12 protein-coding genes are annotated in these 16046 nt (G+C 61.2%); 4 read left to right on the top strand and 8 right to left on the bottom strand.

Translation table 11 applies throughout. The features are described from left to right. Window positions 1–720: 720 nt before the first annotated feature. A complete protein-coding gene (locus Q0C28_RS03725; RefSeq protein WP_293573309.1) occupies window positions 721–1308 on the top strand; it encodes a Hint domain-containing protein in 588 nt (195 codons plus the stop codon). A 44-nt stretch (window positions 1309–1352) separates the two neighbouring features. Here the strand turns inward: Q0C28_RS03725 and Q0C28_RS03720 are convergent, their stop codons facing one another. From Q0C28_RS03720 to Q0C28_RS03695, 6 genes are all read right to left on the bottom strand, one after another. Further along, window positions 1353–2021, bottom strand: a complete 669-nt coding sequence (locus tag Q0C28_RS03720; protein ID WP_293573308.1) for a nucleotidyltransferase family protein — start codon at window positions 2019–2021, stop codon at window positions 1353–1355. 381 nt (window positions 2022–2402) lie between these two features. Beyond that, window positions 2403–4832 (bottom strand): FAD-dependent oxidoreductase, encoded by a 2430-nt coding sequence (locus Q0C28_RS03715; RefSeq protein WP_293573307.1) that lies wholly within the window; start codon window positions 4830–4832, stop codon window positions 2403–2405. A 276-nt stretch (window positions 4833–5108) separates the two neighbouring features. Continuing rightward, the gene (locus Q0C28_RS03710; RefSeq protein WP_293573306.1) at window positions 5109–6419 is read right to left on the bottom strand and encodes an HlyC/CorC family transporter; all 1311 of its coding nucleotides are present in this window, start codon (window positions 6417–6419) and stop codon (window positions 5109–5111) included. 222 nt (window positions 6420–6641) lie between these two features. After that, complete coding sequence (locus Q0C28_RS03705; RefSeq protein WP_293573305.1) at window positions 6642–7601, bottom strand: site-specific tyrosine recombinase XerD; 960 nt, start codon at window positions 7599–7601, stop codon at window positions 6642–6644. Between the two features lie 81 nt (window positions 7602–7682). Next, on the bottom strand, window positions 7683–9578 hold the full coding sequence (locus tag Q0C28_RS03700; protein ID WP_293573304.1) for a hypothetical protein: 1896 nt from the start codon (window positions 9576–9578) through the stop codon (window positions 7683–7685). Further along, on the bottom strand, window positions 9568–9717 hold the full coding sequence (locus tag Q0C28_RS03695) for a hypothetical protein (protein ID WP_293573303.1): 150 nt from the start codon (window positions 9715–9717) through the stop codon (window positions 9568–9570). Before Q0C28_RS03695 ends, Q0C28_RS03700 begins: the two co-directional genes overlap by 11 nt. Window positions 9718–9799: 82 nt before the next feature. Between Q0C28_RS03695 and Q0C28_RS03690 the strand changes: the two genes are divergently transcribed. Together Q0C28_RS03690 and aroB are read left to right on the top strand one after the other, a co-directional pair. Next, window positions 9800–10438 carry a shikimate kinase gene (locus Q0C28_RS03690; RefSeq protein ID WP_293573302.1) on the top strand — a complete coding sequence of 213 codons (639 nt, stop codon included), beginning with the start codon at window positions 9800–9802 and terminating at the stop codon, window positions 10436–10438. Next, window positions 10438–11556 (top strand): 3-dehydroquinate synthase, encoded by a 1119-nt coding sequence (aroB, locus tag Q0C28_RS03685; RefSeq protein ID WP_293573301.1) that lies wholly within the window; start codon window positions 10438–10440, stop codon window positions 11554–11556. Before Q0C28_RS03690 ends, aroB begins: the two co-directional genes overlap by 1 nt. Window positions 11557–11704: 148 nt before the next feature. Here the strand turns inward: aroB and Q0C28_RS03680 are convergent, their stop codons facing one another. Further along, window positions 11705–13888 carry a methyl-accepting chemotaxis protein gene (locus Q0C28_RS03680; protein WP_293573300.1) on the bottom strand — a complete coding sequence of 728 codons (2184 nt, stop codon included), beginning with the start codon at window positions 13886–13888 and terminating at the stop codon, window positions 11705–11707. Window positions 13889–14232: 344 nt separating this feature from the next. Continuing rightward, window positions 14233–14751 (bottom strand): single-stranded DNA-binding protein, encoded by a 519-nt coding sequence (gene ssb / locus Q0C28_RS03675; RefSeq protein WP_293573299.1) that lies wholly within the window; start codon window positions 14749–14751, stop codon window positions 14233–14235. Between the two features lie 384 nt (window positions 14752–15135). Here ssb and Q0C28_RS03670 point away from each other — a divergent pair, with 384 nt between their 5' ends. Then, the gene (locus Q0C28_RS03670) at window positions 15136–15720 is read left to right on the top strand and encodes a lytic transglycosylase domain-containing protein (protein WP_293573298.1); all 585 of its coding nucleotides are present in this window, start codon (window positions 15136–15138) and stop codon (window positions 15718–15720) included. Window positions 15721–16046: the final 326 nt, after the last annotated feature.

The following is a 16046-nucleotide window of genomic DNA, read 5'->3' as shown; positions in this document are numbered from 1 at the left end:
GGAAATGAAGCACAAGCCAATACGAATGATAAGGAATTTATAGGTGTGCTGCCTAATCAATTGCTGGCCCCTCCTGCGTATTTCGGCTGACCTATGGGTGGCACTGATTGTGGCTTGCGCGCTTACAATCCAGCAAGGGCGGGGCCTGCAGATGCGGTGCGTGATCCAATTTGGAAACAATCAGCCAGCCGCCTACCGGTCTGCGCCTATTTTTTGTGTTTCAGCTCGGGGTAGGTTTGTGGCCAGTTTGCAGCCAGTTTGCGGTCTCTCGGCCATGGGGCTGCGATTTGACGACAACCCCGGTTGTGAGCTGCCGGTAACCCGCCTGTGGCTCTTCTGCGAGCGATCTCGGATCAATCTGGAGCCAGGTTACCGCCGATGTTTGCCCGCGCGCCAGACTGGGCTCAGATCCCGTTCGGATCTGCTCCAGATCACGCGAGGTGCCAGCGTAAAGGCCGATCAAGCAGGCGCGATGCGAGATTTCATTGAGATTTTGTTCTTTTTTGGACCACGGCCTCTGGCTAGGGTTAACGAAATCGAGAGGACGGGAGAGGGCGGCGCTGCGCGCAGCGGCCGGGTCTGATCCTGATAGTGAATAGTGCCAGTGGATCCCGCAGGGTTTGTGCTGGAGGAGACATATCCACGTGGTCCATGGGTGCCACCGGTGCTGGATCTTCCTGCCACCGGGCCAGACTGCTGTGCCAGACGGAGAACGACAACGTGCCCTGTTTTACCCCCGGGACAACCATTGCCACCCCTGCCGGGGCCTGCGCCGTCGAAGATCTCTGCGTTGGCGATCGCGTCACCACCCGGGACAATGGCGCGCAGATCATCCGCTGGATCGGCCGCCGTGATCTGGATCATCAGGCCTTGCGCGCCGCACCGGAACTGCAGCCTGTTCTGATTGCCGAAGGGGCTTTGGGGCAGGGGATGCCCGAGCGGGATCTGTTGCTGAGCCCCCATCACCGGGTGTTGATCAGCGGCGAAGAAACCGCGCTGTATTTTGAAAACCGCGACATTCTGTTGGCCGCGCGCCATCTGACGGGGCTGTCTGGCGTTGATGCGGTGGAGACGACGCAGGTGGGTTACGTCCATTTTGTGTTTGATCACCATGAGGTGGTTTTGGCCGATGGGGCCTGGACCGAGTGTTTTCAACCCGCCGATCAGGCGTTGCGTGGCAGTGACCGGGCGCAGCGTGACGAGGTCTTGTGCCTGTTTCCGGAGCTGCGCCAGATGCCTGCGCTGGTCGAACCCTGGCCCGCGCGGATGCGCCGTCGCAGCGGCGAGGCGCATTGGCTGATCCACTGATCCACAGTAACAGATCGGTTTAGCGGAGGTTGGCTTTTGGGCCGTTACTCCCCGTCAGTTTGTGCAGCGCGCCAGGCGGACCAGGCCTCTGGTGTGTCCAGATCCGTCAACGCGTGATGGCCCGGCAGCGCGACGGGCACCAGCGTTTCCCCCCGCAGCACCGCACGTGCGCCATGATCACCGCTGATCGCTGCGAGATCCGCAATACAGCGGCGCGGAAAGATCACCGGATGGCCCGGCGTGCCATCTGCGCTGGTGGCGCGGTGGATCTGCTCGGGTCGGTGCGCAAAGGCTTGCATCACCCGGTTCAGATCCTCGGTGGTCAGATCTGGCATATCACCAGGCAGCACCATGACGCCTGCAGGCGCATCCTTGAGGGCGGCAACCCCGCGTCGGATTGAGGCCGACATGCCCTCCGCTGCATCGGGCACCAGCACCAGCTCCACCGCTGGGCAGTGTTGGCGCAGCAGGCGCGTGCGAGGATGGTCTGTATCCGGGACCATGGCATAGACCTGTGTGCCAGTGGCCAGCGCAGCCTGGCCGCGGGCTTGGATCAGCGGCATATCCCCTTGGCCTGTTGGGACAGGCTCCATCAGCTTGTCACGCCCGCGCATCCGGCGCGAGGCCCCGGCGGCGAGCAACAGTATGGCCACCGCTGGGGTGGGCGGCTGTTGGTTGTCTTGGCGGGCGGGAGAAAAGGCGCTGGCGGGCATGGTGTGACACTCCGAAACGCAGGGATATGCGGCAGAGGTCGGATGCCTCCGGCGGGGATATTTATGGCAAGAGGAAAGCGCGAACGCCCTGCTGTTTCAAGCGCAAAGCCAGTAAGAGCGCAAAGCCAGAGAGAGTGTAAAGCCAGTGAGGGCGTAAAGCATGCGCAAATGGCAGAGCGCGTTGCGGGGGATATGTGGTGGCAGAAAGGTCAGCAGAGCTGCCCGATTGTTTCGCACGCGAAACATTGGGACCGGGCTGTGCCCCAAGTGTTGTGTGAGTGACCCAGCGTCAGCGCGCGCTGCGGCGGCAACAGGGCGCGAAATGGGACAGGGTCGCTGTCCCATTTTGGTCCGAAAGCTGTTTTGCTCGGGCCTCTGATGTCAGCCCCGCATCCGCGCACCATCCGGGTCAAACAGCGCGGTTGTGATCCGCCGCGCGCGACGCCGGGTGCCCAGGATCTCGATCTCGACCTCCAAATCGGCGGTAGCCCTGTCTGTCGGAACAAAGCCAAGGGCAATGGATTTCTGCGCATGGTGCGAATAGCCGCCGGAGGTGCAAAAGCCTACAACCGCGCCGTCGAGCCAGATCGGTTCATAAGCCACCACATCGGCGTCGTCTGCGTCGACCTCAAAGGCGCAAAGCTGACGTGCCGCACCTGTGTCGCGTTCTGCTTCGGCGGCGGCGCGGCCGATGAAGTCGGCGTCTTTCTGGAAGGCGATGAAGCGGTCGAGGCCGGTTTCTGCAGCTGTGTAATCGGGGGAGAATTCACGCAGCCAGGAGCCGAAGAATTTGTCCAGGCGCAGCGACATCATCGCCCGCATGCCAAAGGGTTTCATGCCGTGGTCTTGACCGGCAGACCACAGGGTTTGCCACAGGGCGCGCTGGCTGGGCAGGTCGCAGTAGATTTCATAGCCCAGATCGCCCGTATAGCTGACGCGTTGTACGATGCAGTCGGCCATGCCGACACTCATGCGGCGCACATCCATGAAGCGCATATCTGAGATGTCTTGCCGCGTGCAGGCCTGCAGCACGTCGCGCGCGCGCGGGCCCGCGATCTGAAATCCGTTGCGGGTGTCAGAGATGTTCTCGAGGGTGACGTCCGGGTCTGTTTCGGGGTCCAGGTTCTGCAGGAACCAGCGCATGTGGTAGGCTTGGCTGCCATAGGATGCGGTGAGCTGGAATGCGCCCTCAGACAGGCAGGAGATGGTGAAATCGCCGATCAACCGGCCCTTGGGTGACAGCATCGGTGTGAGCGACAGGCGGCCCGGCTGCGGCACTCGGCCTGCCATGATGCGGTCGAGCCATTGGCGCGCGCCGTCACCTTCTACAAGGTATTTGCCGAAGTTGTGGACCTCATTGATGCCGACGGCTTCGCGCACGGCTTTGACCTCGCGGGCGGTGGCGTCAAAGGCGTTGGAGCGGCGGAAGGACGGCGTCTCGTAGCGCGGCTCGCCACCTTGTGCGAAGTAATTCGGCACCTCCATGCCATATTGCGCGCCCCAGACCGCACCCATGCCATCAAAGATGTCATACATCGGCGTTGTGCGGAACGGGCGAGCGGCGGGCAGCTCTTCGTTTGGATAGGCGATAGAGAAGCGTTTTTGATAGTTTTCAATGACTTTCGGGCGGGTGTAGCCAGGGGTGATCCAATCGCCGAAGCGCGCGCAGTCCATTGCAAAAGTGTCGCGCTCGCACTCCCCCTCGACCATCCATTGCGCCAGCATCAGCCCGACGCCGCCGCCTTGCGAGAAACCGGCCATGACCGCGCAGGCGGACCAGTAGTTGCGCATGCCCGGCACCGGGCCCACGAGAGGGTTGCCATCGGGGGCAAAGGTGAAGGGACCGTGGATCACCGATTTGACACCTGCGCGTTCCAGCGCGGGGAAGCGTTTGTAGGCAAAGGCAATGCTGTCTTCGATCTTGTCGAAGTCATCCGGCAGCAGTTCATGGCCGAAATCCCACGGCGTGCCATCGACGGCCCAGGGGCGGCAGGGTTGTTCGTAAAACCCGATACACAGACCGCGGCCTTCCTGGCGCAGATAGCTTTCCCCTGCGGGGTCCATCACATGGGGATGCTCGCCGCCGCCATCGATGATCTCGGCAATAATCGGTACCTCGTCGGTGACGATATACTGGTGCTCCATCGGGTGCAGGGGGAAGTAGACGCCCGCCATGGCGCCCACCTCGCGGGCCCAGAGCCCGCCTGCGTTGACCAGATGTTCGGCGTGGATGGTGCCTTTGTTTGTGACCACGTCCCAGGTGCCGTCGGGGCGTTGGTTGGTTTCCACCACTTTGCAATGGGTTTCAATCGTGGCGCCGCCCATGCGCGCGGCCTTGGCATAGGCGTGGGTGGTGCCTGAGGGGTCGAGGTGGCCATCCAGCGGATCATAAAGCCCGCCGACAATGCCATCGATATTGGTCACAGGAGCGATTTTGGCGATCTCTTCGGGGGAGATGATTTCGGTCTCCAGCCCCATGAAGCGGTGTTTGGCGCGCTCTGCCTTGAGCATATCAAAGCGTTCTTGATCCTCTGCCAGGGTGACGCCGCCGACATGGTGCAGGCCACAGGACATGCCGGTGATGTCTTCGAGCTCGCGGTAGAGTTTGATGGTGTAGCCCTGCAGGGCCGCCATATTGGTGTCGCCATTAAGCGTATGAAAGCCGCCTGCCGCATGCCATGTGGAGCCAGAGGTCAGTTCTGAACGTTCGATCAGCATCACGTCGGACCAGCCCAATTTGGTCAGGTGGTAGAGCACCGAACATCCGACGACACCGCCGCCAATCACCGCCACGCGTGTTGTTGTCTTCATGGTTGCTCCCCGTTTCGTCAGATTTGGTTTTGTCTGTTCTGCTGTGGTCCGGTTCGATGTGTTTTTGTTCAGGCTGTTTTGCTGAGCGTACAGCCCGGTTGCTGGACCCTTTTGTTCATTCTGGACACATATGAACAGTAGTCCAGAAAAATCACCTCGCGGCGGTCAGATCCTTCGGTTTTTCCAAGCTGCACTGCGTCCTGCCGCAGGTGTCAGAAACAAAAAAACCGTCCTGTTTTGTGCAGAGCGGTTTGTTTTTCAATCGGTTGCGGCTGATCAGTAAAGTGGTCTGATCTTCAGCTCCGTGACGCGGTTGCCTTCTCTCGCGGTGACCTCAAAGCGGAAGTTGTGGAAGGAAAACACCTGTCCGACAACGGGAATCATCTGGGCTTCGTGAATCACCAGGCCTGCGATGGTGTTGGCCTCCTCATCGGGGAGGTTCCAGTCCATCGCGCGGTTGAGATCGCGGATGGTGGTAGCGCCATCCACCAGATAGTTGTCGTCGCCCGCTTTGCGCGCCACGGTTTCTTCGTCGGGATCGAATTCATCGGTGATCTCTCCGACGATCTCTTCGAGGATGTCTTCGAGGGTGATCAGACCCTGGAGGGTGCCATATTCATCGACCACCAGGGCAAAATGGGTGCGGGCGCGCAGGAACTGGCGCATCTGCTCGTCCAACGTGGTGGTTTCGGGAACGAAGTAGGGCGGTTTGGCAACGCTGGTGATGTCAAAGTTGCGCAGCGCGGCGGCATCGCCCTCCGGCCCACCGATCTGGGCATACATTTCGCGCAGCAGGTCCTTGGCGTGGACCACACCGATGATGTTTTCGGGTTCGTCTTTGAACACCGGCAGACGGGTATGGGGCGAGGCGAGGCACTGTTCGAAGATCTTCTGCGGGTCGAGATTGGCGTCGATCATTTCGATGTTGGAGCGGTGCAGCATGATCTCTTCGACAAAGCGGTCAGAGAGATCCAGCGCGCCCAGGATGCGGTCGCGGTCTTCTTTCTCGACCACCCCTTCGGAGTGGCCCAGATGCAGCGCGCCGGCGATTTCCTCGCGCACCGCCATGATGTGGCTGTCCGGGTCGATGCGCACGCCAAACAGACGCAGAACGCCGCGCACCAACAGACGCACGGCCCCGACGATGGGGGCCAGCACGGTGACCAGCACGCCGATAGGAGGGGCCACGGCGGAGGCGGCTTTTTCAGCGTTGGAGATGGCGTAGGTTTTGGGCAGCACCTCGGCAAAGATCAGAACCAGCAGGGTCATGACCAAGGTGGCCAATGCGACCCCGCTTTCGCCGAGGGCGCGGGTGAACAGTGCGGTGGCGAGCGAGGTTGCGAGAATGTTGACCAGGTTGTTGCCCAGCAGGATGGAGCCTATCAGACGTTCGCTGTCTTCGGTGATGGCAAGGGCGCGTTTGGCCCCTTTGGAGCCTTTGTCGGCCTGAGAGCGCAATTTGCCACGAGAGGCGGCGGTCAGGGCGGTTTCGGAGCCGGAAAAACAGCCCGACAAGACCAGAAGAAAGACGATTGCGCCTGCGGTGGTCCAGAAGGCGGAATCTGCAAATGCGGAGGTGGTGTCCATCGTGTTCCCGGCAAGTGTGGTGTGATAGTCAAGGTTATGGGGATCGACAGGCGCTGTCGCAAGGGGCAGCCGCCCAGAGCTACGCGCGCTGTGGGATTATTGCGGCGCTTGGCAGGCTTATCTGTCTGTCCGAGGTGTTTCAGGAGCGGGTTTCGCGGGTGGTTTGCAGGCTGGTTGTGGGGCCGGATGCAGGGCTGGGGACGGGACTGGTTTCGCTGTGGCCTAGCTGTCGTCACCTGCGGGCGGTTCTTTGGCCAGGGGATGATGCTGCAGCACCAGTTCGTTGAGCCTGGCATCCAGCACATGGGTGTAGATCTCGGTGGTTGCGATATCTGCATGGCCCAGAAGCGCTTGAATGGCCCGCAAATCCGCACCATTGGCCAGCAGATGGGTGGCAAAGGCATGGCGCAGCGTGTGCGGCGATACCGCATCGGGCGACATCCCGGCGGCAACGGCAAAATCCTTGATCAATAGATAGAAGCGATGGCGGGTCAGGTGACCTGATTTGCCGCGCGAGGGGAACAGAAACCGAGAGGCAGGCGCACCAGCGGCGATGCTCTTTTCTTCTGCGGCGTCGCGCAAACGCAGCCAGGCCGCAAGCGCATCCCGCGCAGGGGGCGACAGGGGCACCATGCGTTCTTTGCCGCCCTTGCCCAGCACCAGCAGCATGCGCGGATCACCCCGTGCGGCGGTGACCGGCAGGCCGACCAATTCGCTGACCCGCATACCGGTGGCATAGAGCAGTTCCATCAGGCAGGTGTTGCGGATGCGGTCGCTGTCATTGCGGCCGGATTGACGGGCCGCGTCCAGCAGCTTGTCGACTTCGATCACCTCCAGCGTTTTGGGCAGGGCTTTCTTGCGGCCTGGACCCTTGATCTGAATGGCGGGGTTGTCATCGCGCCAGCCCTCATCAAAGGCGAAACGATAGATCTGTTTGATTGCTGACAGGCGCCGGGCACGGGTGGCGCGCGACAGCCCTTCGCCATCGCAGGCAATCATATAGGCTTCGATCTGGTCGCGGGTGGCCGCGCCAAATCCGCTGCCACGCGCGGCCAGCCAGGCGGCCACATCTTTGAGGTCGCGCCCATAAGCCAGAAGCGTGTTGTGCGCCGCGCCCAGATCTGCGGCCTGCGCATCCAGAAAGGTGGAGATCCAGGTCAGATCATCGCGGGGGGCGGTCATGCATGTGGCTCCTGTGTGTTGATGGGCGAGGCGGGAACGAACCCTGGCGTGTGGGCCAAAGCGTGGTCGATGCGGGGCCGCTTACAAGGTGGATTGGCGGCCAAGGATCATCAATTGCAGCGCCGCGCGGCGCGCGGTGTCTTCGAGCCCGACGCTGCGGAACGTGGTCAAGGCACCGGTAAGATCGCCCAGATTGCCCTGCGCACCGCGGGCAAACAGGGTCATTGCGCGCAGGATTGCCTCGCCCAACTGACCGCTGTCCAACATGCGCTGGACCGTCGCGGGGGGACGCGCGCCATCGGCAAAGCCTGCGGCGATCGCCTGGTCGCGACCGGTGGTGGCGCGGGCCATGTCGGGCAGGCCCTGGGCGATGGAGGCCCAAAAGACTGCGCTGTCCGTTTGCTGCGGCAGGCTGTGCGAGGCGGTTTCATAACGCGGTGCCAGAAGGCGGATACGCCAGGCCAGATCGGCTGCATCCCCCTGCAGCGGGATCTGCGCCAGCTGGTCGGCAAAGAGATCGGCAAAGGCCGTTTCGATCCGCGCCTGCTGCATGGCGGCCCAGACCGTCGGTAGCGTTTTGGCTACGGCCTCGGCGCTGCCGGTCTGCAGGGCGGTTTCAAACTGTTGCAGCGCAGCGACCCGGTCCCAGACCGCGCCGGAGGCTGCGGGTTTGCGATTGGTGTAGAGCCCCAGAAGGTGGTTGGGGTTCAGCGCACCAATGCGGGTCAGACGCTCTGCCGCCTCCAGCTGCGCCTTCCAGCCTGCGACGTCGCGCAGATCCGCGGCGGCAAAGGCGCGTGGCAGGTTGGAGGTGGGCTGACGCTCTCCGATGGCTTCATAGAGGCGGAACACCAGCGGCGTCGGGTTTGCGGGGGCAGGCAGCGGGGCGGCCTCCTCGTAGAAGTCGGGATTAAGAAATCTGTCGAGCAACGCCAGATCACGCCGTGTCATCAACCCCAGCCCATTTGCGGCCTCCAGCAGCACAGCGGCGGTGGGCCAATCTCCCAGCCGCGCGGCGCAGAAAATCCGGGCGGCATAGTCGGGCGCCAGATGTGGCATCTGGTTCAGCGTGGCACAGGCGATCTGCTCATCCCCGGTCAGCAGCGTGGCATCAAACCAGCGGCGAAACAGCGCCGGGCTGCTGGTGGGATCGGCCTGTTCGGCCAACGCCTGCGCAGGATCGGGCGCCCCCAGTTGCATCAGCCGGTCCAGCCGGGCGGTGATCACCTCGCCCTGGTCGCTGACAGGCGGGCGGCTTTCCGACAGCAAGAGCGTGAAGAGCAGCGATTGCATGGCAGGCCAATGATCCACGCTGACACTGGCCAATTGTGTTGCAATCACGGATGGGTCACTGCCGCGCCACAGATCCACCGGCAACCCGGTGGAGGCCGGAGAGACGAGGCCAATCGGGGGCACCAGCTCTTCCAGCGGTGTCACGGTGATTTCGGGCAAGCGGGCCGATCCGGTGACTGGCGGCTCCAGCAGCACTGTGCCAGGCAGGCCCTGAAGAGTTTGGCCATGTAAATTTCCGCCAGGAGCAGTCTGACCTGCGCCCGTTGCGGCGGTTGGCGTATCGAGCCAATCAATCGCAGACATTGGCGCTGTGCGGCTCGCATCGGGTGATGCGCTGGCTGTTGGATCTGATGGCGCAGCGGAAAAGGCATTGGCTGACGCAGGATCCTCGAGCGGTTGTGGCGCGACAGGGCGTGTCTGTTCGCCGCGCGGATCCTGGCCTGTTTGACCTGCTGCAGGACCACCTGAGGACCCTCGTTCTGACACAGGAACTGGCCCTGCAGCTGGATCGGGGTTTTGGGCCGAGGCGGGGGTCATTGCGCCTGCAGACAGTGTCAGCGCCATCGCAAACGACAGCGCACCAGAGCGGGTCAACGCAAGCCGTTGGCCCGCGTGGCGCGGCAGGGACGCTGCCATGTCACCGGGCCGCTTGGCGTCTGTCCCGCTGTGGGTGTCAGTCGGCATTCAACACCACAGGTTTGCGCACCTCGGCGGTTGGCGCGTCAAAATTGGCCCCAAACCAAGGGCCGACATAGGCGTAGATCACCAACGAAACTGCCGCGAGAACGACAAGGTAAAGAAAATATTTAATCAATCGCCCCATGTATGGTCCGCTCGCTGCTTCTTTGACTTTTGGCGCAAGTTATATATGGCCTTTTTTGCAATATCACGTCATTCACTAAGTTATGAGCGAAAAAGAGCAAACACCACCCGAACCGGTTGAAACGCCTGCCGACACCCAGGTTGACGGGCCGCTTAGTGGGCCGCTTTCCCCCAAAGGGCACTGGACCCTCAAGAAGACCGTGGTCATGGTCGGTATGATGGGGGCTGGCAAGACGGCGGTCGGGCGCGGTCTGGCGGCGCGGCTGAAAGTGCCGTTTCTGGACAGCGACCACGAAATCGAGGTTGCCGCAGACCGCACGATCCCAGAGATTTTTGCCCGTGACGGAGAGCCGTTTTTTCGCCAGAAGGAACGGCAGGTGATTGCCCGCCTGCTGGAGGAAGAACGCGGTGTTCTGTCCACTGGCGGCGGGGCTTTCCTGGCTGAAGAAAACCGCAACACCATCTCGCAGCAGGGTGTTTCTGTGTGGCTGAAGGCGGATCTGGACGTGTTGTGGAACCGGGTGAAGCATCGCGATACACGCCCCTTGCTGCGCACCGCAGATCCCTATGCGACGCTCTCCTCGATCTACAATGATCGGGTGCCGTTTTATGCAGAGGCTGATCTGGCGGTGGTGTCGGATGGGCAGGCGTCCATTGACGAAATGGTGGACCGGGTGATTGACGCGCTGAAGGCGCGACCAGATGTGTTGGAGTGGACGTAATGGAACAGCTGGTGCATGTGCCGCTTGGCGATCGCGCTTATGATGTGGTGATTGGGCCGGATCTGCTGGCGGGTATTGGTGCGCGGCTGCGCCCGATGTTGCGCCGCCCGCGGGTCGCGGTGCTGACGGATGAAACCGTGGCGGGCCAGCATCTGGACGCGTTGCGCGCAGGTCTTGCAGCGGCCGAGATCGAGATGGAGGCCCTGGCCCTACCACCGGGGGAGGCCACGAAATCCTGGCCCCAGTTCACCCGCGCAGTCGAGTGGCTGCTGGACAAGCAGGTGGAACGCAACGACGTGGTGATTGCCTTTGGCGGTGGTGTGATCGGGGATCTCGCCGGGTTTGCCGCATCCGTGCTGCGCCGGGGCGTGCGGTTTGTGCAGATCCCGACGTCTTTGCTGGCGCAGGTCGACAGCTCGGTTGGGGGCAAGACAGGCATCAATGCACCGCAAGGCAAAAATCTGATTGGGGCCTTTCATCAGCCATCGCTGGTCCTGGCAGATACCAGTTTGCTGGGCACGCTCAGCGCGCGGGATTTTCTAGCCGGATATGGCGAGGTGGTGAAATACGGCCTGCTGGGCGATGCGGCATTTTTCGACTGGCTGGAACAGAACGGCCCCGCGCTGGCGGCAGGTGACATGGCCGCACGGGTGGAGGCTGTGACACGGTCGGTGCAGATGAAGGCCGACATCGTTGTGCGCGATGAGACCGAGCAAGGGGACCGCGCGCTGCTGAACCTGGGTCATACATTCTGCCATGCGCTAGAGGCGGCGACCGGCTTTGGTGATCGGTTGCTGCATGGCGAAGGCGTCGCCATCGGCTGCGCCCTGGCGTTTGAGCTGTCGGCGCGTCTGGGTCTGTGCAGTCAGGAGGATCCCAGCCGGGTGCGGGCGCATCTTTCGGCGATGGGGATGAAAACCGATCTGCGGGATATTCCGGGCACGTTGCCGGATGCTGCGGCGCTGCTGGATCTGATGGGGCAGGACAAGAAAGTGGTGGATGGCCAGCTGCGGTTCATCCTGGCGCGCGGCATCGGCCAAGCGTTCGTGACCGCGGATGTGCCCAAAGACGCCGTGCTGTCGGTGCTGGAGGAGGCACTGCAACTGGTGCAGGCCTGATCTGAACAGTTCGATTAGGTCCGCTTGATTTGGACAGCCCGATTTGGCCGGAAAGGTAGCTGACAAAAAATCCCCCGCGGGCGCCGTGTCCGCGGGGGATTGTTGTTTTCACTGGCCCTGTAGACAGGCCGGGCAGAAAAAGACGACCTTAGGCCACTTGCGCGTTGGCAAAGAATGCCTCGTCGCTGAGATCCTCTTCGCTGGCGACAGGATCTGCGCTGCCGGAGGTGTCAGCGGCCATGCCGTCCAACTGGAATTCCCCGATCATGGTGTTCAACTCGCTGGCCTGACGGAACAGCTGGCTGGCTGATGCGGAGGTTTCCTCAGTCATGGACACATTGCTCTGGGTCATCTGTTCCATTTCGTTGACCGCATGGTTCACCTCGGTCAGCTGCGTGGCTTGTGCGTCCAGGCCCTGGGAAATCGAATAGACCAAATCGGAAATCTCGCTCACTTGGTTGCTGACATCGGCCATGGCCTTACCGGCGGAGCTGACCAGCTGTGAGCCGTTTTTGACCTGGCTGGAGCTGCGGGCGGTGATTTCATCGATCTGCGAGACCGCGTCCGAACAGCGCTGCGCCAGGCGCTGCACTTCGGAGGCGACAACCGCAAAGCCACGACCTGCTTCTCCGGCACGCGCCGCTTCGACGCCCGCGTTCAGGGCCAGGAGGTTGGTCTGGAAGGCGATGTCTTCGATCACTTTGGTGATCTGCGAAATCTCATTCGACGAGGTGCGGATTTCATCCATCGCGCCAACGGTTTTGCGCACGATGGTTTCGCATTCGGTCACGGTGGACCGTGCGTTGTCGGTGATTTCTTCGGCCTGTTTTGCGCTCTTGGCGGAGGTGCCTACGCTGGCGGTGATTTCATTCATCGCTTCGGTCGAACGTTCCAGCGCGCCGGCCTGTGTTTCAGTGCGGCGGGAGAGATCATCCATATTGGCCGCGATGGTGCGGCTGTCTTCGCCCACGGAGAGCGCCGCTTCACGCACGGTGCCCATGGCGGCATTCAAGGTCTCTGCCAGCGCATTAACGTCGGTCCGCAGGGAGGCGAAATCCTCAGGGAAGGGCTGGTCGACGCGGAAAGCGAGCACTTTGTTGCTGAGCTGTTTCATCGCGGTTGCGATCTGGTCGGACACGAACTGCTGTTCGGACATGGTGCGTTCCAGATGGGCGTCCGCTTCGCGCTTTTTCAGGGCATGGTCGCGCAAGATCTCGGCCTGGCGGGCAATGCTGCCCACCTCGTCACCGCGCTTGCCGCCAGACACTTCCTGATCAATCTGGCCTGCGCCGATGTCTTCCAGCGCTTGGGTCACGCTGGTCAGGCCGCCGGTGATGTCGCGGGCGATCAAAACGGCTCCAATGGACATCAGCGCCAGCACGGCGGACAGGCCGATCAGCGTCTGATAGAAGGCGTTCTGATTGGCGGCGTCATAGGCGCCAAGATCGGCAACCAGCTCTTTGAGGATTTTGTCCTCTGCGCCTTTCACGGACCCGATCGCTGTGGTGGCCAGTTCGAACCAACGGGTCGGGTCCATGTTGGCAGGTGGATTGCCTGAAAGGATCGCGCTGCGCACTTTGGCGAAATCCTGGTAATTGGCACTCTCCAGCATGGCGTCGACCATGACCACTGTCAGTTCGTCAGACAGTTCGTGGAACACGCGCATCCGCTCTTTCGATTGTGCCACCGCAAGATCCATTCGGTGGATCAATTCCTCGGTCCAGCCGGTGCTGAAGCCAATCGCCCCAATGGCGCGTTGGATGCCATAAGCGTCCTTGGCCATCTGATAATAGGTCAGAGCCATGGCGCGTTCGGCCAGTTCTGTGTCATGCACCAACACTTCGAAGGCGAGGGCGGTTTCCAGCAGGTGGATGTTGAGCGAGGTGTAAAAGCTGACCGTTTCCTTCGGTGTTGACGACCGATTGTCGACGCGCTCGCGCTTGGAATCCAGGGTCCGCAACTCTTCGTCGGCCAGTTCGACAAACTGACGGGTGTTGCCGTGCAAAAGCGACAGATCCGCGTTTTCAATCAGCCCCAGCATCACGCCGCGTTTTGTTTCCACCTTTTGACGCTGTTCAATCAGCTTGGTGGGAACTGCGGTTTTGTCGGAGGCCAGGAACGCGGCGGACAGGCCGCGTTCAAGCTGCAGATAATGAACCAATTCGCCCGTGACGGTCATGATTTCCTGGGTCAGCACGGTGTCGAAACTGGCCCGTTTGTTCAAGCCGTAGAGAACGACCGCCGAAATCACCGAGATGATCAACAAGGGAATGGCAATTAGAAACAGGATCTTCGTTCTGATCGAAGAATTCTGGATTAGTCTGGAAATCATACTCGGTACTCCGCCAATTTCGGGCTGATCCGTCTGCGGATCCTCACAGAGCCTTAGCAAGTGATGTCCTAACAGAGCGTTTAATCCGCTGGCGGCGGCCGAGGTGTAAGCTCCCAATTCTACGCTATAATTTGCGATAGGATTGAAGTTTTCGGTTAAATTTCAAGTATTAGTGCTGTCGATATTCCCAACAAAACCGACGGTTTCTCTGGATCAAAAAAAGCCGACCCGGCAGTCCGGATCGGCACGTTTCAACTGATATTGCTGATTTTCGCTCACCCTTGGGTGGTAAGGTGCTGACCTTACGGCATATTCCCAGCACCCGAATCAGTTGGTCTATTGGCTTAGAACGGGATTTCGTCGTCGTCGATGTTGTGCGAGGCGCCGCCTTGGCTGCCGCCGCCGAAGCCACCGCCCTGGCTGCCGCTGTCGTAGCCGCCGCCACCGCCGCCGACATAACCGCCGCCACCCTGGCCACCGCCACCGTAGCCACCGCCCTGGCCGCCATCATTGCGCCCGTCCAGCATGGTCAAAGTGCCACCGAGGCCTTGCAGCACGACTTCGGTGGAATAGCGATCCTGACCGCTTTGATCCTGCCATTTGCGGGTTTGCAGCTGGCCTTCGACATAAACTTTGGAGCCTTTGCGCAGATACTGCTCGGCCACGCGCACCAGACCTTCGGAGAAGATGGCGACCGAATGCCATTCGGTCTTTTCGCGTCGCTCGCCGGTGTTGCGGTCTTTCCAGGTCTCAGAGGTGGCGATCCGCAGGTTGCAGACCTTGCCGCCGTTCTGGAAACTGCGCACTTCTGGATCGCGGCCAAGGTTGCCGACCAGGATGACTTTGTTGACTGAGCCTGCCATGGGATCTGTCCTTTGTTGTAGTGAGCCAGATCCCTGTGCCAGTGCGGTGCGGGCCCTGCATCGGCAGAGCGGACGCTGCGGCTGGTCGGGACCTGAAAGGTAAGACGACGCCCGGTCGCGAATCTCATCGCGCCCGTTTGGTGTAACAGTATAGCCAGCTGTCTGGGCTGAAAACCAAGTAGATGGGGATATACCGCTGCGGGGCAGAGTTTTTGCGCCCGATGACCCATGTGTTGGGACAGGGTGCCGCTTTGGGCGTCGGCAGAGCTCTGCTTGATCCCTAATGAGAGCCCCAGCGATCCCCCAACACCGTGGCTCAATGCTTTTCTTTTGAAACAATCCGATTATAGTTCCCGCCAACAGGTCAAAGAGTAAGGCGGGTTTATGCGCAAGCTGTTGATGGGGGCCATGATCGTCGGTTTGGGATCGGCGCAAATGGCGACAGCCGATATGTTCAGCACCAAGAGCCAACGTAAGCTGTTCGCGGCGCAGGCGCGGGTGCTCGATAACCGTGCATCGCAGCAATATAACAACTCGGTGCGCTTGCAGCCGCAGACCATTCACGTGCCCTCCAAACACGGCATTCTGCCCTACACGGGCAAGTATCAGGGGGCATTCCTGCAAACGGCGCGAGCTGCGGCCGCCAAACACGGGGTGCCGGAAGAGTTGTTCCTACGGTTGGTGCAGCAGGAGAGCAATTGGAACCCGCAGGCCAAATCCCACAAGGGTGCTTTGGGCCTGGCGCAGCTGATGCCCGCAACGGCGCGAGACCTGAGCGTTGATCCGTTGGACCCCAAACAGAACCTCGAAGGGGGAGCCCGGTATTTGGCGGAGCAATACCGCAAGTTTGGCTCCTGGCGCTTGGCACTGGCGGCGTACAATGCTGGGCCAGAAGCGGTGCGCAAACACGGTGGGGTGCCGCCCTACCGCGAGACGCAGGCCTACGTTCGCAAAATCTGGGGCAGTTGAGCCATCGCGCCGGGCCGGGCGCTGCAGGCTTTGCGCTCTTCTTTCTATGACAACCACGGGATCTGTGGCTCTTGTCGCGCTCCACGATGGGGCGCGGCTTGCATCAGATCGGTTTTGTTCAGATTGATTTTGCCCTGGGTGGTTTTGTACTGGGCGGGTTTATCCCGGGCGGAGCCGTTAACCTCTCGCCAATATGTGTTAATGCCGCGTTATACTTAGCGTCATCGAACTTCCGAGTTTTGATGAGTTGACGTCATGCGTGAAAACGGTTCAGTTAGGCTCATGATCCGCCCCGGTTTTCTTACCCCTTCAGAGCGTCGAGAGCT

It is taken from the genome of Phaeobacter sp., assembly GCF_022825805.1.
In the GTDB taxonomy this organism is placed as follows: Bacteria; Pseudomonadota; Alphaproteobacteria; order Rhodobacterales; family Rhodobacteraceae; genus Phaeobacter.
This window is presented reverse-complemented; position numbering and strand designations above follow the sequence as displayed.

What these genes read in the sequence shown, in the direction of transcription:
- Q0C28_RS03720 (WP_293573308.1), bottom strand. Translation starts at nt 2,021, where the DNA reads ATGCCCGCCAGCGCCTTTTCTCCCGCCCGCCAAGACAACCAACAGCCG.
- Q0C28_RS03715 (WP_293573307.1), bottom strand. Translation starts at nt 4,832, where the DNA reads ATGAAGACAACAACACGCGTGGCGGTGATTGGCGGCGGTGTCGTCGGA.
- Q0C28_RS03710 (WP_293573306.1), bottom strand. Translation starts at nt 6,419, where the DNA reads ATGGACACCACCTCCGCATTTGCAGATTCCGCCTTCTGGACCACCGCA.
- Q0C28_RS03705 (WP_293573305.1), bottom strand. Translation starts at nt 7,601, where the DNA reads ATGACCGCCCCCCGCGATGATCTGACCTGGATCTCCACCTTTCTGGAT.
- Q0C28_RS03700 (WP_293573304.1), bottom strand. Translation starts at nt 9,578, where the DNA reads ATGCCGACTGACACCCACAGCGGGACAGACGCCAAGCGGCCCGGTGAC.
- Q0C28_RS03695 (WP_293573303.1), bottom strand. Translation starts at nt 9,717, where the DNA reads ATGGGGCGATTGATTAAATATTTTCTTTACCTTGTCGTTCTCGCGGCA.
- Q0C28_RS03690 (WP_293573302.1), top strand. Translation starts at nt 9,800, where the DNA reads ATGAGCGAAAAAGAGCAAACACCACCCGAACCGGTTGAAACGCCTGCC.
- aroB (WP_293573301.1), top strand. Translation starts at nt 10,438, where the DNA reads ATGGAACAGCTGGTGCATGTGCCGCTTGGCGATCGCGCTTATGATGTG.
- Q0C28_RS03680 (WP_293573300.1), bottom strand. Translation starts at nt 13,888, where the DNA reads ATGATTTCCAGACTAATCCAGAATTCTTCGATCAGAACGAAGATCCTG.
- ssb (WP_293573299.1), bottom strand. Translation starts at nt 14,751, where the DNA reads ATGGCAGGCTCAGTCAACAAAGTCATCCTGGTCGGCAACCTTGGCCGC.
- Q0C28_RS03670 (WP_293573298.1), top strand. Translation starts at nt 15,136, where the DNA reads ATGCGCAAGCTGTTGATGGGGGCCATGATCGTCGGTTTGGGATCGGCG.